At 39.1% G+C, this 22,907-nt stretch carries 18 protein-coding genes; 14 read left to right on the forward strand and 4 right to left on the reverse strand.

The annotated features are described in order from the left end of the window. Position 1: 1 nt before the first annotated feature. From HLV59_RS01530 to HLV59_RS01595, 14 genes are all read left to right on the forward strand, one after another. Positions 2–529, forward strand: a complete 528-nt coding sequence (locus tag HLV59_RS01530; RefSeq protein ID WP_171429189.1) for a pilus assembly protein PilP — start codon at positions 2–4, stop codon at positions 527–529. Positions 530–591: 62 nt separating this feature from the next. Continuing rightward, entirely contained in the window at positions 592–2,757 is a 2,166-nt protein-coding gene (gene pilQ, locus HLV59_RS01535; protein WP_171429190.1) for a type IV pilus secretin PilQ, read from the forward strand. A gap of 11 nt (positions 2,758–2,768) precedes the next feature. Continuing rightward, positions 2,769–3,338, forward strand: a complete 570-nt coding sequence (aroK, locus tag HLV59_RS01540; RefSeq protein ID WP_016142884.1) for a shikimate kinase AroK — start codon at positions 2,769–2,771, stop codon at positions 3,336–3,338. Positions 3,339–3,366: 28 nt separating this feature from the next. Next, on the forward strand, positions 3,367–4,449 hold the full coding sequence (gene aroB, locus HLV59_RS01545) for a 3-dehydroquinate synthase (protein WP_171429192.1): 1,083 nt from the start codon (positions 3,367–3,369) through the stop codon (positions 4,447–4,449). Between the two features lie 16 nt (positions 4,450–4,465). Beyond that, on the forward strand, positions 4,466–5,347 hold the full coding sequence (locus HLV59_RS01550; protein ID WP_171429194.1) for a hypothetical protein: 882 nt from the start codon (positions 4,466–4,468) through the stop codon (positions 5,345–5,347). Positions 5,348–5,808: 461 nt separating this feature from the next. Beyond that, positions 5,809–10,284 carry a glutamate synthase large subunit gene (gltB, locus tag HLV59_RS01555; RefSeq protein ID WP_171068065.1) on the forward strand — a complete coding sequence of 1,492 codons (4,476 nt, stop codon included), beginning with the start codon at positions 5,809–5,811 and terminating at the stop codon, positions 10,282–10,284. A 69-nt stretch (positions 10,285–10,353) separates the two neighbouring features. Further along, a complete protein-coding gene (locus HLV59_RS01560) occupies positions 10,354–11,775 on the forward strand; it encodes a glutamate synthase subunit beta (protein WP_002117101.1) in 1,422 nt (473 codons plus the stop codon). Between the two features lie 173 nt (positions 11,776–11,948). Then, positions 11,949–12,836, forward strand: coding sequence for a metal-dependent hydrolase (locus HLV59_RS01565; RefSeq protein WP_171429196.1), 888 nt, complete (start codon positions 11,949–11,951; stop codon positions 12,834–12,836). A 130-nt stretch (positions 12,837–12,966) separates the two neighbouring features. Beyond that, positions 12,967–13,557 (forward strand): LemA family protein, encoded by a 591-nt coding sequence (locus HLV59_RS01570; RefSeq protein ID WP_039765214.1) that lies wholly within the window; start codon positions 12,967–12,969, stop codon positions 13,555–13,557. A gap of 21 nt (positions 13,558–13,578) precedes the next feature. Then, positions 13,579–14,661, forward strand: a complete 1,083-nt coding sequence (locus HLV59_RS01575; protein WP_171429197.1) for a TPM domain-containing protein — start codon at positions 13,579–13,581, stop codon at positions 14,659–14,661. Beyond that, complete coding sequence (locus HLV59_RS01580) at positions 14,655–15,215, forward strand: TPM domain-containing protein (RefSeq protein ID WP_171429198.1); 561 nt, start codon at positions 14,655–14,657, stop codon at positions 15,213–15,215. Before HLV59_RS01575 ends, HLV59_RS01580 begins: the two co-directional genes overlap by 7 nt. 349 nt (positions 15,216–15,564) lie before the next feature. Continuing rightward, positions 15,565–15,993: a pilin gene (locus tag HLV59_RS01585; RefSeq protein WP_171429200.1), complete on the forward strand. Its 429-nt coding sequence runs from the start codon at positions 15,565–15,567 to the stop codon at positions 15,991–15,993. A gap of 53 nt (positions 15,994–16,046) precedes the next feature. Continuing rightward, positions 16,047–17,360, forward strand: a complete 1,314-nt coding sequence (locus tag HLV59_RS01590; protein WP_125698037.1) for an O-antigen ligase family protein — start codon at positions 16,047–16,049, stop codon at positions 17,358–17,360. A gap of 103 nt (positions 17,361–17,463) precedes the next feature. Next, positions 17,464–19,092: a PglL family O-oligosaccharyltransferase gene (locus HLV59_RS01595; RefSeq protein WP_171429201.1), complete on the forward strand. Its 1,629-nt coding sequence runs from the start codon at positions 17,464–17,466 to the stop codon at positions 19,090–19,092. A 44-nt stretch (positions 19,093–19,136) separates the two neighbouring features. On the opposite strand, the gene bfr is transcribed toward HLV59_RS01595, so the two are convergent. From bfr to HLV59_RS01615, 4 genes are all read right to left on the reverse strand, one after another. Then, positions 19,137–19,601: a heteropolymeric bacterioferritin subunit Bfr gene (bfr, locus tag HLV59_RS01600; RefSeq protein ID WP_016143648.1), complete on the reverse strand. Its 465-nt coding sequence runs from the start codon at positions 19,599–19,601 to the stop codon at positions 19,137–19,139. 243 nt (positions 19,602–19,844) lie between these two features. Then, entirely contained in the window at positions 19,845–20,039 is a 195-nt protein-coding gene (locus HLV59_RS01605; RefSeq protein ID WP_000289091.1) for a bacterioferritin-associated ferredoxin, read from the reverse strand. Between the two features lie 219 nt (positions 20,040–20,258). Beyond that, positions 20,259–20,642: a RidA family protein gene (locus HLV59_RS01610; protein WP_002116996.1), complete on the reverse strand. Its 384-nt coding sequence runs from the start codon at positions 20,640–20,642 to the stop codon at positions 20,259–20,261. 146 nt (positions 20,643–20,788) lie between these two features. Continuing rightward, a complete protein-coding gene (locus HLV59_RS01615) occupies positions 20,789–22,894 on the reverse strand; it encodes a RelA/SpoT family protein (RefSeq protein WP_057105808.1) in 2,106 nt (701 codons plus the stop codon). Positions 22,895–22,907 lie beyond the last annotated feature (13 nt).

Consider the following 22,907-nt stretch of genomic DNA (forward strand, 5'->3'; position numbering starts at 1 on the left):
AATGAAACTAAAGAAAATTTTACTTTCTCTTGGGGTGGGCTTGGTTTTAGTCGGATGCGACTCGAGAATTGATGCCGTAAATCAACAAATGGCCGACATACGTAATCAGCCTCCACAAGCTATAGAGCCAGCGCCTGTTTTTACACCTGTCCCACAGTTTAATTATGTAGCCCATCAGTTAAAGAGCCCATTTTTACCAAGCTCGCTTGCTGCTGAACTCAAGATTATGGCGGGAAAACGGGTATATCCGAATTTCTCACGAGCACCTCAACCCCTCGAAAGCTATGCATTAGAATCCTTAAATATGAAAGGCAGCATGCGTAACAACCGTGGGCAAGTCATGGCTCTGATCCAAACACCTGATCATCAAATTGAGCGAGTACAGGTCGGGAACTATATCGGGATGAATCAAGGTCGAATTACCCATATTGGTCCGACTCAGATTGATCTGGTGGAAATTGTCCCTGATGGACGAGAAGGCTATGTGGAAAGACCAAGAACCTTGGTGTTGATTGGACCTGCACCCTAAAATTTAGGGAATAACAAAGAAAAAGTATTTTTAAAGATTATTTAATTGGGGATGGTTAGACAATGAATCACGTATTCAGTCAGTTTTCTATGGGGGCTGTAGCGATTGCAATTATGCAGGTTGCATCTGCACAGGTCAGCATGACCAATATTGTACCGACGCAAATAGCTGGTCAGGGTACGGAAATTCGAGTGATGTTTAATGGTTTGCCGCCGCAACCACAAGCATATCAACTTGAAAATCCTTCACGTTTAATTTTAGATTTTAATAAAGCGCAGCAGAATCTCACACAGACAAAAGTAGCGATTGGAACGAATGAGGCGAGCTCGGTCGATGTGAGCTCTGATGATCAGCGTTCACGTTTGACTGTCAATTTAAAAGAAGCAGGTGCTTTTACTACTCGTATTGAAGGCAATACTTTTATTTTAAAAATTAATACAGCTCAAGCTATAGTGAAGCCCGCACAAACAAGTGTGATGCAACTCCAAGGTGTTTTAAATATTGGCTTTCAGCGCGGTGGTCAAGGAGAAGGCCTTATTGTTATCGATTTGCTAGGTAGCAATACCCCTGTTGATGTGCAGCAACAAGGTAGCAAAGTTGTAGTAAAAACACTAGGCTCTAAAATTCCCGCGCATTTAGCTAAACGTTTAAATGTAAATGATTTTGCGACGCCTGTTTCGACAATTGAATCTTATAATGAAAAAGGCAATGGTGTTATTACAATCCAATCCACTGGTAGCTATGAATATATGGCTTATCAGGCGGAAAATAAATTGACCATTAGCTTAAAGCGTCCGCAGGACAAAAATGTAACCTCTTTATATAAGACACCTAATTACTCTGGGAATAAGCTTTCTCTTGATTTCCAAGATATTGAAGTCCGTCGCGTTTTACAATTATTGGCAGATTTTACTGGCATTAATATGGTTGCGGCTGACAGCGTTCAAGGTAATATTACTTTGCGTTTAAAAGATGTTCCGTGGGACCAAGCACTTGATATTATTTTAAAAACTAAAAATTTAGATAAACGCAGAAATGGAAATGTAATTTGGATTGCTCCAGTTACAGAATTGATTAAGGCCGAAGAAGAAGAGGCGAAAGCTGTTGCACAGAGTGTGAAATTAGCGCCATTGCAAACTGAGTATATTCAACTGAAATATGCACGAGCTCAAGATATTATGAGCTTAGTTACCAAAGGCTCAAACAATAGTAATGGTTTGCAGAGTACGTCTGGCGGGGGTACTTCAACCTCAACCAATTTAAATACGGGTGTTGATAGTTTAGGGAATAATGTAGGAAGTTTATTGAGTCCACGTGGAACAATTACTCAAGATGATCGTACCAATACCTTAATTATTAATGATACGGCTCAGTCGATTGATCAAATTCGTAAAATGATAGATTTGCTGGATGTACAAGTTAAACAAGTTATGGTTGAGGCACGTATCGTAAGAGCCTCTACTTCTTTTACGAAAGAGCTTGGTGTTAAATGGGGCATATTATCGCAAGGGATTACTAACAATAATAATTTGTTAGTTGGTGGTAGTGAAACGACCTTGTGGAATCTAAGAGAACCTAAAAAAGATGAAACCACAGGGGGTTATAAATATACGATTGAACGCCCAGATAATTTAAATGTTGATTTAGGGGTAACTAATCCAGCTGGAAGTATTGCCTTTGGCTTGATTAGTATGTCGGATTTTATGCTTGATCTCGAACTTTCTGCCCTACAAGCTGATGGCTATGGTGAGGTGATTTCCACACCTAAAGTGATGACTGCAGATAAGCAACCTGCAAAAGTTGCAACAGGCCAACAGGTCCCATATCAAACCACGACGAATTCTGCTGCTGGCGCTACAGCAAGTACATCATTTAAAGATGCGCTTTTAAGTTTGGATGTTACCCCGAGCATTACGCCTGATGGCAAAATTCAAATGAAATTGGATATTTCAAAGGATTCTGTTGCTGGCGCGGCTCCTAATGGTGAGTTAATTTTAAATAAGAATCAGATTAATACCAATGTACTCGTCAATAATGGTGAAACTGTTATTTTAGGAGGAGTATTTGAGCAGACGACTTCTAACTCACAAACCAAGGTTCCTTTCTTTGGAGACATTCCTGTAGTTGGACGTTTATTTAGAAAAGATGTGAAATCTGATGATAAGCAAGAGTTACTGATTTTCGTTACGCCACGAATTGTTAATGACACTTTGGTGAGAAATCATTAATATATTTTTTAATGAAAGCAATTGAAATAGGTGGCGCCTTGCCAAGCAAAGCGTTTGAAACCCTGCCAAATATTTATTTGGTAGGGCCCATGGGGGCAGGAAAAACAACCGTTGGACGTCATTTAGCCGAACTATTAGGGCGTGAATTTTTAGATAGTGATCATGAAATTGAACGCAAAACAGGCGCCACTATTCCCTGGATTTTTGAGAAAGAAGGGGAAATTGGATTTCGTACTCGTGAAACCGTAGTCATAAATGAGTTGACTTCCCGTAAGGCCTTAGTATTAGCGACAGGAGGAGGGGCGATTACTCAAGCACCCAATCGCGAATTTCTAAAGCAACGTGGTATAGTTGTTTATCTGTACACCCCCGTAGAATTACAATTACAACGAACTTATCGTGATAAAAACAGACCTCTATTACAAGTTGAAAACCCTGAACAAAAATTACGTGATTTGTTAAAAATACGTGACCCTTTATATCGTGAAGTTGCGCATTACACGATTGAAACCAATCAGGGTGCTGCTCGTGATCTTGCTCAAAAGATTTTGCAACTTATTTTGTCCAACCCGCTAAAATAGCCAAACTTACTTGTGGTTTTATAAACTCATGCAAACTTTACATGTTGAATTAGGCGAACGCCGTTATCCTATTTTTATTGGCAGTCAACTTGATCCTAAGCAGTTGCTTGAGCCTTATCTTCATGGTCAACAGGTTATGATCGTGAGTAACCAAACGGTTGCTCCTTTATATTTATCTCATTATCAAGAAGCTTTAAAAAGTTTAGGTAAAACTGTAGCGACTTGCATTTTGCCAGATGGTGAGAAATATAAAGATATTCAACATTTAAATTTGATTTTTGATGCTTTGCTTGAAGCTGGTTTTAATCGTGATTGTACGGTTTTAGCTTTAGGTGGCGGTGTTATTGGTGATATGGCCGGCTTTGCATCGGCATGTTTCCAGCGTGGTGTTTATTTTGTTCAAGTTCCAACTACGCTCCTTTCACAAGTAGACTCAAGTGTGGGTGGTAAAACAGGTATTAATCATCCCCTTGGTAAAAATATGCTAGGTGCATTTCAGCAACCTCAAGTTGTTTTGGCTGATATGGCTCAACTCGATACTTTACCTGATCGAGAGTTATCTGCTGGATTATCAGAAGTCATTAAATATGCTTTGTTAGGCGACGCTGATTTTCTGGTTTGGTTAGAGCAGAATATGGATGGGTTAATTGGACGAGATGCTGAACTTTTAGCAGAAGCTGTTTATCGTTCATGTGCTCATAAAGCACGAATTGTTGCCAACGATGAAAAAGAGCAAGGCGAAAGAGCTTTACTGAACTTAGGCCATACTTTTGGTCATGCGATTGAATCTTACCTTGGTTATGGTACTTGGTTGCATGGTGAAGCAGTAGCGACTGGCATGGTGATGGCAGCCGATTTATCACAACGTTTAGGTTGGATTTCAAGCGATGATGTAGAGCGTACAAAAAAAATTATTCAACGCGCTAATTTGCCGATATCATGTCCAAAAATTCCATTGGATGAATTCCTTGGATATATGGCGCATGATAAGAAAGTCCTCAATGGTCAATTACGTTTAGTGTTGTTAAAGCAACTTGGAAAAGCAGTAATTACCAAAGACTTTGATGTTGAGCTCATGAAACAAGCTATTTTGGCGAATCAACACGGATAATAAATTAAGGTAACACATGACTGTATCACGTACACTTTGGCAGAATGTTCAACAATATATCTGGTTGGTGGGTGGTATCGTCTGCTTGTTTTTGGCTTTTATTTTTTGGGTCATGACCGATAGTAAGAAGCTTGTTGAAGTTGAAAAAGCAGCTGATTCAGATACGCCAGTGCAAATTCAGCCAGAAAAAGTAGCAACAACGGCTAACTTAGGGGCTTTAGCTGATGAAGTTAGGCCTCTTGATTTAACAACCCGTACAGTCGCTTCAGGTCAGCACGAGGCTGAGTTTCGTGGTACAAAGTTCATTAATGAAAACAAGAAACAATGGACGCTTGAGCTTTTCCGCGCGTCGGATGAAGATATTATTAAGAACTTTTTAAAAAATCGTACTGATCGTAATAAATTTATCTACTTCCGTTTAAGTGGGGAGAAGCAATCTGAACAATATGTTTTGACATATGGGGTGTTTAAACGTTCTGAAGATGCAATTCAGCAGTTAACCCAACTTAATCTTGATTTACCTGAATCAATTAAACCTCAACCGCAACAATTCTCTACCTATGCGCCATTAGTCAATGATTTAGGGGCGGATGAGATGAAAGGTGGCATTAGCCAAACTTATGAAGTGCGGTTACGTCCCGCTGCCTTACCTAAAATTGATGAGTCTTTGCTCATAGGGACTGGGGTAGGTGGAGCTGTGAATACACCACCTAAAGTGGTTGCTCCTGCAACAAACTCTACAACTCGAACAACCATTATTCGTCGAGATGCTGAAGGGAATGTTGTGGATGTACATCAGTCTAATTCGGCTGCTGATGCGGCTAAAAGGGTTCAACAAAATCGTGCAACTGAAGCTTCTACGAAAAATGCAACAAATGAGGGCACACGAGGCAATTAATTATAAGCATAAGTTGCACGAATATAGTGCAAAAAGAGAGCGAGCATATATTTTTTGATCTTCTGTGGTGCATATTTAGTCATTTATTAAAATGATAACGCGAATAAAACCTAGCTATTTTTAACAAAAATAAATACTTAAATTATAAAAATCATATTGGCATAGTTTTTGCTTTATTCTTGTGCTTATTAATGTGCTGTAAACTATTTTGGCGCTCTAAAGAGTGAATTCTATGCAGAGTCGTGGGGTCGAACTGCTTTAAAAGAGTGCGAAATAAGTCAAAACATTTTTCTAGCAAAAACCAGTGTACGTAAAAATGGAACAGCGTATATTGGCTTATCAGCCCAAAAATTTTTTTTGTGAAACATTGAGCTAACTGTCGTCCGTAGGCACTATCGCAAAAAGAAGTTGTTTGTTTGACGCTCGAAAGAGCCTTATTGAAAGAAGGGTACGCTATGCACATGCCATCGCCTAATACTGTAGCTCCCGCTCAAGGTTTATATCAGCCTGATGAGTTTAAGGATAACTGTGGTTTTGGACTGATCGCCCATATGAAGGGTGAATCAAGTCATCATCTTGTAGAAACCGCGATTCACAGTTTAAGTTGCATGACGCACCGTGGTGGTATTGCCGCAGATGGCAAGACGGGAGATGGTTGCGGCTTATTATTGGCGATGCCAAAGCAATTTTTTCGTGATGAAGCAAAAAAACTGAGTGATATTACACTGAGTGAGATTTTTGCTGTAGGTACGGTATTTCTAAATATTGATCCGGCATTAGCGCAACATTCTAAAAATATTTTAAATAAAGAAATTGAGGCAGAAGGCTTACGCGTACTGGCTTGGCGTGTTGTCCCGACTAATAACGATGCACTAGGTGAAATTGCACTTCAATCTCTCCCTGCTTTTGAACAGGTTATTGTGAACTGTCCAATGGGAGTAACTGAGGTTGAGTTTAACCGTAAATTATTCTTGGCACGTCGCCGTGCAGAACAACAATTACAAAATGATCCATTATTTTATGTGACTACGCTTTGTTCGACAGTGATCAGCTATAAAGGCTTGATGATGCCGGCTGCAATTGCTGAGTTCTATACAGACTTGGCAGATGAGCGTTTAAAATCACATATTGTGGTATTCCACCAACGCTTCTCTACCAATACATTACCGCGTTGGCCTTTGGCTCAACCATTCCGTTACCTTGCTCATAATGGTGAAATCAACACAATTACAGCAAACCGTAACTGGGCGTTGGCGCGTACTCCTAAATTTGAAAACCCATTATTACCTGGTCTTACTGAGCTTAACCCAATCGTTAACCGTACAGGTTCGGACTCTTCAAGCTTAGATAACATGCTTGAGATTTTGGTGGGTGGTGGTATGGATTTATTCCGTGCCTTACGTATGCTCGTACCACCAGCTTGGCAAAACGTAGAAACTTTAGATGCAGACTTACGCGCATTCTATGAGTTCAACTCTAAACATATGGAAGCTTGGGATGGCCCAGCTGGTCTTGTTATTCAAGATGGTCGTCATGCGATCTGTATGCTTGACCGTAACGGTTTGCGTCCTGCGCGTTGGGTAATTACCAAAAATGATTACATTACCTTGGCATCTGAAATAGGTGTTTGGGGTTATGAGCCTGAAGATGTAGTTTCTAAAGGCCGTGTAGGCCCTGGTCAAATTTTGGTAGTTGATACCTTAACAGGTAAAGTACTTGATACTAAAGATGTTAGTACGCATTTGAAAAACATGCGCCCGTACCGTGAGTGGTTACGTGATCATGCGATTCGTTTAAATGCAAACCCAGAACTTGAAGAACAATTAGTCGATAAAGGCTTAACTGGCGATGCTTTAAAAGCGGCTCAAAAAATGTTTATGGTGACATTTGAAGAGCGTGACCAGTTGTTACGTCCAATCGCTGAGAGCGGACAAGAAGCTGTTGGTTCTATGGGTGATGATACGCCAATGGCTGTATTGTCTCGTCAAGTACGCCACGTGACAGATTATTTCCGTCAACAGTTTGCTCAAGTGACAAACCCGCCAATTGACCCGCTACGTGAGTCAATTGTAATGTCGCTCGAAACCTGTTTGGGTCGTGAGCAGAATGTATTTGAGCAAGGTCCTGAGCATGCTGACCGTATCATCATCTCTAGCCCTGTATTGTCAAATTCAAAAATGCAGCAAATCCGTAGCATTGAGCGTCCGGGTTATGAAGCAGTTGATATCAATTTAAACTATGCTGAAGAAGAAGGTTTGCAAGCTGCAATCACACGTATCTGTGAAGAAGCAGCACAAGCAGTTCGTGACGGCAAGACTTTAATCGTTTTAACAGATAAAAATATCCGTCAAGGTTTATTGCCAGCAAATGCAGCACTTGCAACAGGTGCAGTACACCATTACCTCATCAAAACTGGTTTACGTACTGATGCAAACATCATGGTTGAAACTGGTTTTGCACGTGATCCGCACCAATTTGCGGTATTACTTGGTTTTGGTGCAACCGCAGTTTATCCATACCTTGCATATGACGTGATCAATGATTTGATTGCTAAAGGTGAGCTTTTAGGTGATCCAATCCATGCGCAAGCAAACTTCCGTAAAGGTATTGAGAAAGGCTTATTAAAAGTTCTTTCAAAAATGGGTATCTCTACAGTTGCTTCTTATCGCGGTGGTCAGCTTTTTGAAGCGGTAGGTTTGTCATCTGAAGTTGTTGATCAATGTTTCTTGGGCGTTCCAAGCCGTATTCAGGGCGCAACATTTGCTGACCTTGAAAAAGACCAGAAAAAATTAGCAGCGACAGCTTGGTCAAATCGTAAGCCAATTGATCAAGGTGGTTTGCTTAAGTTCGTATTTGATAAAGAGTATCATGCGTTCAATCCAGACGTGATTAACTCATTACACAAAGCAGTTCGGTCTGGTAAATACGAAGACTTTAAAGAATATGCTGAGTTGGTAAATAACCGTCCAGTAGCGACAATCCGTGACTTATTTAAGCTAAAAACAACGAATTCAATTCCAGTTGAGCAAGTTGAATCAGTTGAAGATATCTTGCCTCGTTTTGACTCGGCGGGGATGTCTTTAGGTGCGCTTTCTCCAGAAGCGCATGAAGCGATTGCAATTGCGATGAACACGATTGGCGGCCGTTCAAACTCTGGTGAAGGCGGTGAAGATCCTGTTCGCTATGGAACAATTCGTAACTCGAAAATCAAACAGATCGCATCTGGTCGTTTTGGTGTAACTCCTGCATATCTAACTTCTGCTGAAGTATTGCAAATTAAAGTTGCTCAAGGTGCAAAACCAGGTGAGGGTGGTCAGTTACCAGGTGGTAAAGTAAATGGCTTAATCGCGCGTTTACGTTACTCGGTACCAGGTGTAACGCTAATTTCACCTCCGCCACATCACGACATTTACTCAATTGAAGACTTGTCTCAGTTAATTTTTGACTTGAAACAAGTTAACCCGAAAGCAATGGTATCTGTGAAATTGGTATCTGAACCGGGTGTGGGAACAATTGCAGCTGGTGTTGCAAAAGCTTATGCAGACTTCATTACCATTTCAGGTTATGACGGTGGTACAGCAGCATCTCCACTTTCTTCAATTCACCATGCGGGTTCTCCATGGGAATTGGGTCTTAGTGAGGCACATCAAGCACTTCGTGTAAACGATTTGCGCGGGAAAGTACGTGTACAAACAGATGGTGGTCTAAAAACTGGTCTTGATGTGATCAAGGCAGCAATTTTAGGTGCTGAAAGTTTTGGCTTTGGTTCAACACCAATGATCGCTTTAGGTTGTAAATACCTCCGTATTTGTCACTTAAATAACTGTGCAACCGGTGTTGCAACGCAGCAAGATCATTTACGTCAAGAACACTACATTGGCGAGCCGCAAATGCTCATCAACTTCTTCCATTTTATTGCGGAAGAAACTCGTGAATGGTTGGCTGCATTAGGTGTTTCTTCATTGAAAGACTTAATTGGTCGTGTTGATTTGCTTGAAGTATTACCGGGTGAAACTGAAAAACATGCTCACCTTGATTTAAGTGCATTGTTAACCTCGCATCCTTCTGCTGAAGGTAAAGCACAGTACTGTGAGGTACAAGGTAATGCACCATTTGATAAAGGTGTATTGGCTGAGAAAATGGTTGCTGAAATGCTTCCTGCAATTGAGTCAAGTGCTGGTGGTCAGTTCAACTTCAACGTCGTGAACTGTGACCGTTCAATCGGTGCTCGTGTGTCAGGTGAAATTGCTCGTCGCTACGGCAACTTGGGTATGGAAGCACATCCAGTTGTAATGAACTTAACTGGTACAGCTGGTCAGTCTCTTGGTGTTTGGAATGCTGGTGGTTTACACATCCGTCTTGAAGGTGATGCAAACGACTATGTAGGTAAAGGTATGGCTGGTGGTCGTATTTCGATTTTCCCACCACAAGGTTCACCTTTCCAAACACAAAACACAGCAATTATTGGTAACACCTGTTTGTATGGTGCAACTGGCGGTAAGCTTTTTGCAGCAGGTACAGCGGGTGAGCGTTTTGCAGTTCGTAACTCTGGCGCATTTGCTGTAATCGAAGGTGCGGGTGATCACTGCTGTGAATATATGACAGGTGGTGTTGTGACTGTACTTGGTAAAGTAGGCCATAACTTTGGTGCGGGCATGACTGGTGGTTTTGCTTATGTACTTGACCTCGATAATGACTTCGTAGATTACTACAACCACGAGTTGATTGATTTAAATCGTATTTCAACAGAATCTATGGAAGATCATAAAGAGTTCTTGTTGCGTATTATCGATGAGCACATCAAAGAAACTGGTAGTGCTTGGGCTTATAAAATCCGCAATGAGTTCGATTTCTACAGCCGTAAATTCTGGCTTGTGAAACCAAAAGCTGCTAACTTGCAAACGCTTTTGAAAACAACACAAGCTGACCCACAATAATTCCACGACTGCAAAGACATAGGCAGGTGCGGGCAACAAGGAAATCCGCGCCTACCCACGGAGAGAGACATGGCAGAACGCCTAAATAATGACTTTCAATTTCTGGATGTACCACGTCAAGATCCAGAGAAAAAAGATATTACTGTCCGCAAAGCAGAATTTGTGGAAATTTATAAGCCTTTTACATCGGAAACTGTTACTAATCAGACTCACCGTTGTTTAGGCTGTGGTAACCCATATTGCGAATGGAAATGTCCTGTACATAACTACATTCCAAACTGGTTAAAACTGATCGCTGAAGGCCAAATTTTCCAAGCTGCTGAGCTTTGTCACCAAACGAACACATTGCCTGAGGTATGTGGTCGCGTATGCCCACAAGACCGTTTATGTGAAGGTGCTTGTACATTAAATGATGGTTTTGGTGCAGTAACCATTGGTAATGCTGAAAAATATATCAATGACACAGCTTTTGCTTTAGGCTGGCGTCCAGATATGTCAGGCGTAAAATGGACTGACAAAAAAGTTGCAATTATTGGTGCTGGTCCTGCTGGTTTAGGCTGTGCGGATATTCTAGCTCGCGGTGGCGTTAAACCAGTTGTATTTGATAAGCGTCCTGAAATTGGTGGCTTACTTACATTCGGTATTCCAGAATTTAAAATGGAAAAAGATGTGATGAAACGCCGCCGTGAAATTTTCACGGGTATGGGCATCGAATTCCGTTTGAATACTGAAATTGGTAAAGACATCACGATTGATGAATTACTTGCAGAATATGATGCGGTATTCATGGGTATGGGAACTTATACCTACATGAAAGGTGGTTTCCCAGGTGAAGATCTTGATGGTGTTTATGATGCACTTGATTTCTTAATCTCTAACGTGAATCGTTGCCAAGGTTGGGAAAAAGATCCAAGTGAATACATTAGCCTAGATGGTAAAAAAGTTATTGTTCTTGGTGGTGGTGATACCGCTATGGACTGTAACCGTACTTCTTTACGCCAAGGTGCTCACGATGTAACTTGTGCATACCGCCGTGATGAAAGCAACATGCCAGGTTCTGCGCGTGAAGTAAAAAATGCCTACGAAGAGGGTGTGAAATTCCTATTCAATCGTCAACCAGTCGAAATTGTTGGTGAAAATGGCAAAGTGACAGGCGTAAAAGTGGTAACGACACAAATGGGTGAACCAGATAGTCGTGGCCGTCGTAGCCCTGAGCCAATCCCTGGTTCTGAAGAAGTATTACCAGCTGATGCGGTTTTACTTGCTTTCGGTTTCCGCCCAAGCCCAGCAGACTGGTTTGGTAATGTGAATATCAATCTTGATGGTTCAGGCCGTGTTGTCGCAGCTGAAAAGCAAGAATTCAAATTCCAAACATCAAACCCGAAAATCTTTGCTGGTGGTGATATGGTACGTGGCTCAGACCTTGTCGTGACTGCGATTTGGGAAGGTCGTCAAGCTGCTGAAGGCATTTTGGATTATCTTGGTGTTTAATAAAGACATTTGTTAAATGACTAAAAAAAGCCTACTTCAAGTAGGCTTTTTTATTGTCTACCATTAGTCACTTTGATGTTTTTGGCAAATATAATAAGCTTTTTTGCCCTTTTTAGCGTTTAAAGCTCGCGACATACTCGAAACTTCCTTCTTCAATACAGTAGGTGTTGAATATGAACATCGCAGGTATGACGGCAGAAAAATCATATTTAAATCGTCGAAAAGCGTTGGGTATTACAGTGCGTCGTCTTGAATTTAATCCAAAGGCGATTAAGCGGCACTATTTTGCAAATTCACCCGTCATGTCGCATTTTTTAACTGCACTCTCATCAACGTTTCCGGTGGGTGAGCAATTTTTTGTAAATAGCGTACGTAATGTGCGTGATAAAGTCTCAGATCCTCAACTACAAGCACAAATTGCAGCTTTTATTGGACAAGAGGCCATGCATTCCAAAGCACATGGCGAATTTAATGAAGCGTGGCGACGTGATGATTATAATCTGGACAGTTTTCAAAATTGGCTAAATGAGCGCGATAAATATTTAAGAACAATTTCACCTAAGCTGCAATTGGCACTCACCTGTGCATTTGAGCATTTCACTGCTTTACTTGGGGGATATATATTGCAGCATCCAGAGCTATTAAGAACGCTAGATGAAGATGCGCTAAAACTTTGGGTATGGCATGCGATTGAAGAAATTGAACACCGTTCGGTCGCATTTGATGTCTATCAACATGTATATGGTGATGATCGTATCCGTCGTTTATTGATGCGTAGTGTCACTACAGGATTTGCGAGTCTCGCTTTTTATGGGACAACACGTTTATTTTGGCAAGATAAATGGAACAGTTTACCTAAAATTGGAGGGAATTTATTTGGATTGTACTTGCTGGCTAAGATGCTCGTTCAGTTAATGCCTGAATATTTCGTATATTACAAAAAAGACTTCCATCCGAGTCAAAAAGATTATGGCAGGATGGTTAATTATTGGAAAAGCTCTTTAGCAGAAGAACATCAAATGGCAAGCTTTGAACAAGAAAAACATCAAAGATTGAGCTAATAGATAACCGGATTTAAAAATCCGGTTTTTTAAAATCAATAAAATAAAAGCAACACAATATTGCCAAATTCATCATACAATCAGGTAAAGAGGTTAAAAATATAAAGAAAAACTTGAGGATAATGTGACGATGAAAATGTTGAAACAATTTGCGATCGCAACAACACTTGCCAGTACCTTACTGTTTTCGGGATGTGGCTATAACACTCTACAAGTAAAAGATGAGGCTGTAACAGCAGCGTGGTCTGAAGTACAGAACCAATATCAACGTCGATCAGATTTGGTACCAAACCTTGTGAACGTAGTGAAAGGCTATGCTAAGCACGAAGAGCAAGTATTAACCGAAGTAACTCAGGCACGTTCTAATGTTGCAGGTTTAAAAGTTGATAAAGAAGTTTTAGAAGACCCAGCTTTACTTGAAAAATATCAACAGGCTCAAAGTCAATTAACAGGGGCATTATCTCGACTCATTGCTGTTTCGGAAAATTACCCAGACTTGAAAGCCAATACTCAATTCCAAGAATTACAAGTTCAGCTTGAAGGTACTGAAAACCGTATTGCTGTTGCACGTAATCGTTATATTACAACAGTACAAGACTATAACTCATATGTGCGTCAGTTCCCGCAGGCAGTAACAGCAAAAGTAATTGGTATGCATCCAAAAGCCAATTTCTCTGCAGAAGCATCTGCTCAACAGGCTCCAAAAGTTTCTTTTGATTAATTTAAATCAAGGAAGTGCCGTATGAGAGATACTCTATTGCTTCAATCAAAGCAAATTAAGGTCTTTATTTCGACCTTGATTTTGCTGTGTTGTGGTGTTCTTTTTCAGAATACGGCATGGAGTGAAAGTAATATTGCAACTGCTACGGATGAGACTGATACAGTAGTTGCTGGCAAACTTATTCAAAAGCAACAAACTCAAGCTTCTGCAACTAAACTAGAGGGGCAAGCTGCTTCAAGTGCTGCGCCTCAAGTCCAAGTTGCTAATGATATGGCTGATGGTGAATCAATTCGTGGTTTGCCAACTTTAAACCAGCCTGTGATTGATCAAGCCAATATCTTAAGCGAGGCTGAGAAGCAGCAACTTGATCAAAAAATTCTAAGTTTATACCAACAAGGCAAAGCGCAGATTGGTATTGTGATTGTTCCCACAACTGGTCAAGAAGATATCTTTGATTATGCATTACGTGTTGGTGAAAAGTGGCAATTAGGTTCAGCTAAACGTGACAATGGATTACTGATTGCAGTCGCTGTAAATGACCGCCGTATACAAATACTAACTGGTTATGGCTTAGAAGGCGTGTTGCCTGATATTGTGGCAAGTAGGATTATTCGAAACCAAATTACACCTTATTTTAAACAAGCTCAATATGCACAAGGTCTGAGTGCAGGTCTTGATGAAATCGGAAGAATTTTAAATCTTGACCCAGAAGTCGCTCAGCAAGCTGCGCAAGATTTAAAAGAACGTCAGCATCGAGCTGCTGAAGAACAACAGGCGAAGCAAACAACGCTGACAATGGCTTTATTTATTCTTGTTGCTGGAATTGTGGGTTCATTTATTGTGGGACGACCTCTTAGCGCATCTACTGCAGGTGTTGCTGCCGCGGTAACAGGTTTTGTAAATGGCGCAGGGCTAGTCACTAGCTTACTACTTGGTTTTGGTATTTTCTTTTTACTCATTACTTCTATTGCCCAACTTATTTTACAGGCTATTTTAAGTGGTTCTGGTGGCGGTGGACGCGGAGGTGGCTTCGGCGGAGGTGGCGGAGGCTATGGCGGCGGCGGAGGCCGTTTTGGCGGAGGAGGTGCTTCAGGCTCATGGTAACAACATCAGAAACAACACAAATTATTACTCAGCCCAAAATTGAGGAATCTGTAGAACCTAGCCTAAAGCGTTGGTTCAAGCATTTTTGTTACTTGCCAGCCAGTAGCCGATATTTTTCAAAACAAGATAAAGAAGCTATTGCTGATGCTGTACAGCAAGCAGAACATGGGCATGCTGGGGAAATACAGGTTGTAATTGAAGGCCATATTCCGGTGTCACAAGCCTATAGACAAAATACCCGTTTAAGAGCACAGCAATTATTTGCAGAATTAGGTGTTTGGGATACTGCATTAAATAGTGGTGTATTGTTATACCTAAATTTATGTGAGCGAACAGTAGAAATTATATTTGATCGTGGAATTCGAAATGCGACTAACGATCAAGTCTGGCAACAGATTTGTGAAGCAATGGTACAAAAGCTTAAACAAAAAAAATATCAACAAGCTGTAGTGATGGGCGTACAACAAATTGGAGAGGTGATGTCACGGTTTTATGACGAAAACATGCCTGATCAATCCAATGAATTAGAAAATACTCCGATTATTCTTAATTGATTTGCCTTGTCGCATTCCTACATTAGTTAAGTTTCATAATTTTTACTTTTAAAGATGACTGACAAAAAATGTCACTTATTTATTCATTTTTAAAGAGATTTTATTCACAAAAACAAATATAAAATTTGAAGTGGGTAATTTGTTTTTTTTAATTTGTGATTTGGTTTTATAAAAAGCTCTATGACATTTTTTGTCAATTACTTACACCTATTTAATACTTAAGAATAGTTAATTTTAATATAAGTATTTGTTTTTTAATTAAAATAAAAGTTGGCATGGATGCTGCATTATAGTTGATAGCTGAAAAAGCTTATATAAAAACATACATACAATCTTTGGGGAAAAGGCTATGAATGCACAAAAAGGTTTTACATTAATTGAACTCATGATCGTAGTTGCCATTATTGGTATTTTGGCAGCAATTGCGATTCCACAGTATCAAAATTATATTGCTAGATCTCAAGCATCTGAAGCATTTACTTTAGCAGATGGATTGAAAACAACGATTAATACTAATCTACAAGCTGGAACTTGTTTTGCAGGTGGCGCTAATGCAGCAACAGCAGCTGATAAAGTAGGTGGTAAATATGGGGAAGCAGTGATTGGTGGTTCAGCTCCGAGCTGTACAATTACCTACACATTTAAATCTTCAGGTGTATCAAATAAGCTTACATCTAAAAAGATTGGAATGAATGTAAGTGAAACAGGTATCCTGACAAAAAATAGTGATACGGATGCACCAGTTGAGTTACTTCCACAATCTTTTACAGCTTCATAAGTTAAAAATAAAAAGAGAGGCTTAGACCTCTCTTTTTATTGAAGAAAATAAAAATGTTAAATAAAAATATACTGTTTCTGCTAATAGCACTTTATCTTATTACTGCTTTATTAGGTTATCAAATTGGCTGGTCAGTTTTCCAATATGATGAACTTCGTTTATTACAGTTTCCATTGGGACTATATGCGTTATTAATTTTGATTTTTATAAGAAAAATAGAATCTTCAATTTTCACTCAAATTATTTTTTTTCTGATTGGCGCATTAATTGCTATACAGATAACAACTTATAGTGTTTTTCAGTTTCAAGAACTTTGGTCTGCGATAGCATTACTATTTATATTTTCTGCTTTAAAGTATGAGTTAAGGAATATAAAGAAGATAGAACATGGTTTAGCATTAATCGTTGTTTCAGCATTTATTCCTTGTTTATTTATTTGTATTTCTATCATTAATTTTATTTTGTACAAACAATGGTTTGACTGGCAATTTAACTCTGGCACGATCCGAATTTATGACAGTGTTATCGTGCCTATATTCTTTTTTCTAATTTTTTTAAAAAATAAAAACTATCCTTATTTTCATTACTTTTATCCGTTTGCTAGTTTCTTTTTTGCTCTAGCATGGTTTTTTGATGGAGCCAGATCCGCTTTACTTGCTGTAGCGATAGGATTGTTGATTTTCTTTATATACTCACGAGAAAATCGAAAGCTCATTTTGCAAAGCTGTATTTACATTTTTTTAGCTTTTTTAGTTTATAAAACTACGATTTATTTCGCTGATAAAAATATCATGACCGTAATGAGAGTGGGGACATCCATGCGTGCAGAGATGTGGAGTTTCGTTTTTGAGCAATGGAAAGAAAACCCATGGTCTGGAGTGAGGGGAGGATATCTCTCAGAAATTCAATATAAATATGGACATCACATACATAACTTATATTTAAGGTTAATTTTTGAATGGGGAGTCGTTGGATGGATTTTTTTAGTTTGGATGATATATCAAGTTGTTAAGTTGTTTCGAGATAAGAATGTTTTACCTATTGCGAAAGCTGGCTTAGCTGCAATTCTACTTGATGCGATGTTCTCAGGAAGTATGGTTTATCCCGCTTCACAAATGGCCTGTATATTATTCTTAGCATTTGCTTTTTCTCAACGGCAGCAGTCTAAAGAATATTTGAAATATTCTTATAGAGCGACAAAACTATTAATTGGTTTGTGGGGAGCTTTATTTTTGTATATTACGATCATGTATTTAGGACAAGATTTAATGTGCTGGGGGTGTGGTAGTTATTTCGGAAGGATGGCACCAAATTTTTGGTTTTATGGTGGAGCCGAACATCTCATTCCCGCTGATCAGATTCCTTAACGATATGTTGTGTGAATGCAAAAGAGTCATACATAGGGAATCTAAACGGTTCTTTGATGTTCCATGTATAATTCTCTCAAATTTTGATCTTTAACCTATCGCTATGCAAGTATTCTTCCTATTCCTCGCTGCAATCCTGTTGGGTTTTGCATGGTTGTCGCCATTTCACTATAGCCCTTGGGTCATGTTCTCAAGTGAAGTGAGTACATTTGGGGCTGGGTTGTGCGTATTAGCCGCCCTAATTCAACAAAATATTAAAATTCCTAGAGCACAGCTCTTATTGTTGCCATTTACTTTAGTTCCGCTAGTACAGTGGGGTTTTGGTCTGGTTTTTGATTTGAGTACGGCCTTACTAAGTTCATTTTACTTGTTAGGCTTTTGGTTCATGGTCTTGGCAGGTTACAACCTATCTTTAGATCAACAAAAAAGAGATCAAATTTTTTCAGGTTTTAGTTTACTGATAATTATTACTTCGCTATTAACCAGTCTTATAGCAATTCTCCAGTGGCTAAATATTGAATCTCACCTAATTTATACGCTTCATCTGATTGGTAACCGTCCTTACGGTAATTTTGGTCAACCCAACAACATGGCAACTTTTTTAATTATTGGGTTGTTAGGATGTTTATACTTATATGAAAAGAATAAAGTAACTCTATGGTTATTATTGCCTTCAGCATTGATTATTTTGTTTACGATCGCATTGAGTCAGTCACGCACTTCATGGATCGTTTTTCCATTCTTATTCATCTACTGGATGGTTAAACAATTTGGAAAACAAAAAAGATTTGGATTTACTCAAGGTCTCTTGTGGAGCTTATCTTTTTTTCTAATTGCTGGCTTTATCTTACCTTATATCACTCAATTTATTGAATTATCTGTAAATACCGAAATTACTGAAACAAGTTCATTTATTGCTCGTGCGGGATCGGGTCATGAGCGTATAGGGATGTGGATACAAATATTACATGCTATAGCTCAGCAGCCATGGCTGGGATATGGATGGAGTCAAACTAGCGTCGCTGTAGTTGATAGTATCCAATATGGTACAGTGCATGTATGGTTTAATAGTGCTCATAATGTAATACTGGATTTAATTATCTGGAATGGTATTCCATTGGGTGCTGTAATCATTACCTACTTTGCTTGCTGGTTTGTGTGGTTAAATCAACAGGCTAAAGATACTATTTCGATGATAGCGATTATGATGGTCTGTGCAGTGCTCATTCATGCAATGTTTGAGTTTCCACAGCGTTACGCTTATTTCTTGCTTACTTGTGGGTTCCTACTGGGTATTGTTCAAGCGCAGACTCCTGTACTTAAAGGAATCATTCTTAATAAGCATCTTCTTCGTTTGTCATCGGCTGTAAGTTTACTGCTTATTATTGCGATTTTACGTGATTATAATGTCTATGTTTTAAATAGTAATTTGCTCTTTAATAATAAGCGTCCAAATGCTGAATTTATGGGAAGTGGTAAAATCTTTGTTTTAACGCAGTTTGAGCAGCGTTTACGTTGGATTGAACTTAATCCTAAAACTACCTTATCTGAGAGTGATTTAGTGGAGTGGGGGAATTTAGTAAAGAATAAAGCAACTCCATACAACTTACGTAAATACGCAAAACTTCTCGCTTACAATGGGAAAGTGCAGCAAGCACAACAGCAGATACTAATTTTACAGCATCTCTATAGGCAAAAAGTAACCCTACCAGAGTTATTAAAAGAGAAGTAATAAAAAAATCCCCTTGTACTCAAGGGGATTTTTTTTAAGAAAAATTACATTTGGCTCTGGATATAATTTTCAATACCCACACTACCAATAAGATCAATTTGAGTATCTAACCAGTCCCAATATTCTTCTTCTTTTTCTAAAATTTCTTGAACAAGGTCACGGGTGACATAGTCTTGCTCTGTTTCAGCTAAAGCAACCGCTTTTTGAATTGCCTCTATATTTTCTTTTACTTTACGAATGTCACAGTGCAGAACTTCTTCTGTGTGTTGACCAATATAAAGCTTGCCTAAATGCTGAAGGTTAGGTAGACCTTCTAAAAATAAAATACGTTCAATGATTTTATCAGCATGTTTCATTTGACGAATTGATTCTTTATATTCAGCAGAACCAAGTTGCTCAATTCCCCAGTCATTAAACATGCGTGAATGCAAAAAGTATTGATTAATTGCAGTTAAATGATGATACAGCACTTGATTGAGCTGATTAATGACATCACGATTGCCTTTCATTGTAGCTACTCCAAAACAATTTCTGCCTCAAATTTAATTAAGGCAATCTATAAATCCATTTTAGTGAACAATCATAGAGATGGCGAGTAATTTATGGAACAGCAAATGAAAATCGCAATCAAAAACAACACAATATTAGAAAGAAGGTTTTTATGCCAAAAAAAACCGCTTGAATGAGGAACTATGAACGTTCCGCAAAAAGCGGTGGAGGAGTCAATAAATTTTGTTAAATATTCATTTTTATTATGCAGCTACAGAAATGCGAGCAGCGATTTCTGCTAATTCTTCGCTAATGATAGCACGAGCTTCTGGTGCACAGCGTCCACAGCATGTACCAAGATCAAGCAAGTCGCGAATTTCACGATAGCTTTCAGCGCCATTTTCGATAGCGTCTTTAATATCCTGATCAGTAATGCCACGACACAAGCAAACGTACATGGGAGTGATCCCCAAATATAAATGCGATAATTGATATTATTGATAATTATTATCGTTTGTCAATGAAATTCATTTAAAATCTCATTTATCCTTATTGGGATTTTGGATAAAAAAAGACCACCTAAGCGGAAATCTAAGAAGAAATTAGATTTTTACACCAAGGTGGTTCATATTTTTAAAACCAAATATTTAGAGCTAGATATTTTGATTTTTTATACCTTATTGATTAATAATTACAATTCCATCCATTTCAACTAATGCACCTTTTGGTAAGCTTGCTACACCAAGAGCTGCACGTGCAGGGTAGGGTTGAGCAAAATATTCACCCATGATTTGGTTTACAAGTTGGAAATTTGATAGGTCAGTTAAAAAAATATTGAGTTTAGCAATATCTGCAAGTGAACCACCAGCAGCTTCACAAACTGCTTTTAAATTATCAAATACACGGCGAATTTGAGCTTCAATACCTTCTACAAGTTCCATACTGTATGGGTCTAAACCAATTTGCCCTGAAAGATATAGCGTATTATCTACTAAAATAGCTTGAGAATAGGTGCCGATAGCAGCAGGGGCATTTTCAGTATGAATGACTTGGCGGGACATTTGGTTCTCCTTGATTAAATCTATTTCCATCATAATCGATGATAGCTTTGGACAAAAGTATCATCGATTTAATTGATTAAGTGGAATTGGAAAGTTTGATTTTGTTAAGGAAACAAAAATTTATAGCCATTAGTCTCTATAAAGTCTTAGCTTACTTTTGAAATTTCCATTTGTGGAGCAGGGGCATCTAAACGTTCAATACGTGGGAAACCATAGTGCATGCGTAAATCACGAATGACTTTTGCAATGTGCTTACGGTTATTCACTACAATATTCACAAAAGTTCTTTGCTCATTTGAGTGAACCATCTCTACCCCAGCGTTATTTTTACGGCATTGATAAATCAGATCTGATACCTGTTCATCATTCATCGCCATATAAATAGCAAGGTAGGCAGTAAAACGGACATCATCTACATCATCTGCTTTCCATTGAAGCGGCATGATATTTTCAGGGTGTAGATGCTGTTCATGTAGTAAGTTATGACAGCGGATGCGATGCACAATTAATCCACGACGTGTTAAGTGTCCTTGAATTGGATCGCCTAAAATTGGATTGCAGCAGTGTGCATATTTAACGTCGACTCCTTCAGTGCTTTGAATAAGTCGATCTGAGTTTTCTACTTGTGGGTGTTTATCATGCGCAAACAGGTGATTTGCTACAAGTTGAGGTAATAAATCGCCAACCGCAATTTGTTCAAACAATGTATTTTTATTATCGATATGACGCCATTGCAATAGATCTAGCCAGTCGGCTTCAGAAAGATCATTGATTGAACGATTAAAGAGTTTCAGTGCACGAGAAAGGGCTTGTGCTCCAACTAGACGTTGTTCTTCGATATCTTGATCTTTAAGCACATGCTGTAAAGCACGACGAGCTTTCTGCGTATTAATAAAACTTAGCCAGTCTGGGTTCGGTGTGGCTAAAACATCTGTAATAATCTCAATAACCTGACCGCTAACTAATGGGGTAGAAAGTGGTTTAATCTCACCATCGACTTTTGCGCCAACGGCATGGTTACCTAAAAATAAACTTGCTGAATAAGCAAAATCAACTACGGTGGCGCCTTGTGGCAGCTCATGCAGTTGACCATGCGGTGTATATACCCAGATTTTTTCTTGGTGTAGGTAATCAAGTAAATCATTAAAAGTTGTTTTAGCACATTCGCCATCAATCAATGTATTTAAGTTTTGCATTGAAGCCTGAATGGCAGAGCGACAAGTTTGCGGCGCATTTTCGCCTAACACGACACCAAAACGAGCAGCTTTACGCATCAACTCGGTTTGAATAGTAAGAGATAGCGTCGTTTTTTCGCCTTTTAGTTTAATCAGTAAAGACTGGTTGCCGCCGGGTAATGGGCGACGAATATGGTCCTGATACTGGATAACCTGAAAGTTTTCTCTTAATGCTTCTACCAAGCGGTCACAGTCGGCAATAGACTGTAAAACGATTTCAAAAGCATGACTATGGGTAAGCTCTTGGAGATCCATCTCGTTTTTAACGAAATGGCGTAATAATTCGATATTGTTATTTTTCTTTTTAATACGGCCTTGAATATGATAATTATGCAGAAGTTCAGCGAGGTTTTGTTCCCAAATACTTTGATATTTACAGCGTTCTGGCTTTGTTTGAAGTAGTGCATTTTGAACGTTATCAAACATATCTAGATCAAGGTTTTGATAACAGAGATTCTCTAGATTATCGCCCATTTCATTCATGCCGACTAATCTTGCCATCGGTACAAATATATCAAAAGTCTCTTGAGCAATACGGGCACGTTTATCTGGACGTAAAGCACCTAGAGTTGTCATATTATGATAGCGATCTGCTAATTTAATAATGATGACACGTGGATCTTGTAAGGTCGCTTGCAAGATTTTTCGGAATGAAGCTGCCTTGTTATATTCTTTATCGCTTGATTGACTAAGTTTGGTTACACCATCGACTAGCTCGGCAACAGTTAGACCAAATTTCTCAATAATATCTTCTTTTGTATATTGAGTATCTTCAATAACATCATGCAAAAGTGCTGCCATTAAAGTTTCAGCATCTAAACGCATGTTTGCAAGGATGCAGCTTACCGCAATCGGGTGCAAAATATAAGGTTCGCCACTTTTACGTGTAATGCCAGTGTGCGCTAGATCGGCAAAATCGCAGGCAGCAAGCACTTTTTCGACTTCGCTTACCGATAAGTAAGGGTCGATAATTAATTTGAGCTGTTGCTTGGCTTGGCTGACCTCTTCGCCTGGCATAAATCACCCTTTT

It is taken from the genome of Acinetobacter lactucae (assembly GCF_013122135.1).
GTDB classification, from domain to species: Bacteria; Pseudomonadota; Gammaproteobacteria; order Pseudomonadales; family Moraxellaceae; genus Acinetobacter; species Acinetobacter lactucae.

Bases quoted from the DNA above. Each gene is read 5' to 3' on its own strand.
- HLV59_RS01610 (WP_002116996.1), bottom strand. From the start codon at position 20,642: ATGTCCCGCCAAGTCATTCATACTGAAAATGCCCCTGCTGCTATCGGC.
- bfr (WP_016143648.1), bottom strand. From the start codon at position 19,601: ATGAAAGGCAATCGTGATGTCATTAATCAGCTCAATCAAGTGCTGTAT.
- HLV59_RS01570 (WP_039765214.1), top strand. From the start codon at position 12,967: ATGAAAATGTTGAAACAATTTGCGATCGCAACAACACTTGCCAGTACC.
- HLV59_RS01615 (WP_057105808.1), bottom strand. From the start codon at position 22,894: ATGCCAGGCGAAGAGGTCAGCCAAGCCAAGCAACAGCTCAAATTAATT.
- HLV59_RS01590 (WP_125698037.1), top strand. From the start codon at position 16,047: ATGTTAAATAAAAATATACTGTTTCTGCTAATAGCACTTTATCTTATT.
- aroB (WP_171429192.1), top strand. From the start codon at position 3,367: ATGCAAACTTTACATGTTGAATTAGGCGAACGCCGTTATCCTATTTTT.
- HLV59_RS01595 (WP_171429201.1), top strand. From the start codon at position 17,464: ATGCAAGTATTCTTCCTATTCCTCGCTGCAATCCTGTTGGGTTTTGCA.
- HLV59_RS01585 (WP_171429200.1), top strand. From the start codon at position 15,565: ATGAATGCACAAAAAGGTTTTACATTAATTGAACTCATGATCGTAGTT.
- HLV59_RS01580 (WP_171429198.1), top strand. From the start codon at position 14,655: ATGGTAACAACATCAGAAACAACACAAATTATTACTCAGCCCAAAATT.
- HLV59_RS01560 (WP_002117101.1), top strand. From the start codon at position 10,354: ATGGCAGAACGCCTAAATAATGACTTTCAATTTCTGGATGTACCACGT.
- pilQ (WP_171429190.1), top strand. From the start codon at position 592: ATGAATCACGTATTCAGTCAGTTTTCTATGGGGGCTGTAGCGATTGCA.
- HLV59_RS01575 (WP_171429197.1), top strand. From the start codon at position 13,579: ATGAGAGATACTCTATTGCTTCAATCAAAGCAAATTAAGGTCTTTATT.
- HLV59_RS01605 (WP_000289091.1), bottom strand. From the start codon at position 20,039: ATGTACGTTTGCTTGTGTCGTGGCATTACTGATCAGGATATTAAAGAC.
- gltB (WP_171068065.1), top strand. From the start codon at position 5,809: ATGCCATCGCCTAATACTGTAGCTCCCGCTCAAGGTTTATATCAGCCT.
- HLV59_RS01565 (WP_171429196.1), top strand. From the start codon at position 11,949: ATGAACATCGCAGGTATGACGGCAGAAAAATCATATTTAAATCGTCGA.
- HLV59_RS01530 (WP_171429189.1), top strand. From the start codon at position 2: ATGAAACTAAAGAAAATTTTACTTTCTCTTGGGGTGGGCTTGGTTTTA.
- HLV59_RS01550 (WP_171429194.1), top strand. From the start codon at position 4,466: ATGACTGTATCACGTACACTTTGGCAGAATGTTCAACAATATATCTGG.
- aroK (WP_016142884.1), top strand. From the start codon at position 2,769: ATGAAAGCAATTGAAATAGGTGGCGCCTTGCCAAGCAAAGCGTTTGAA.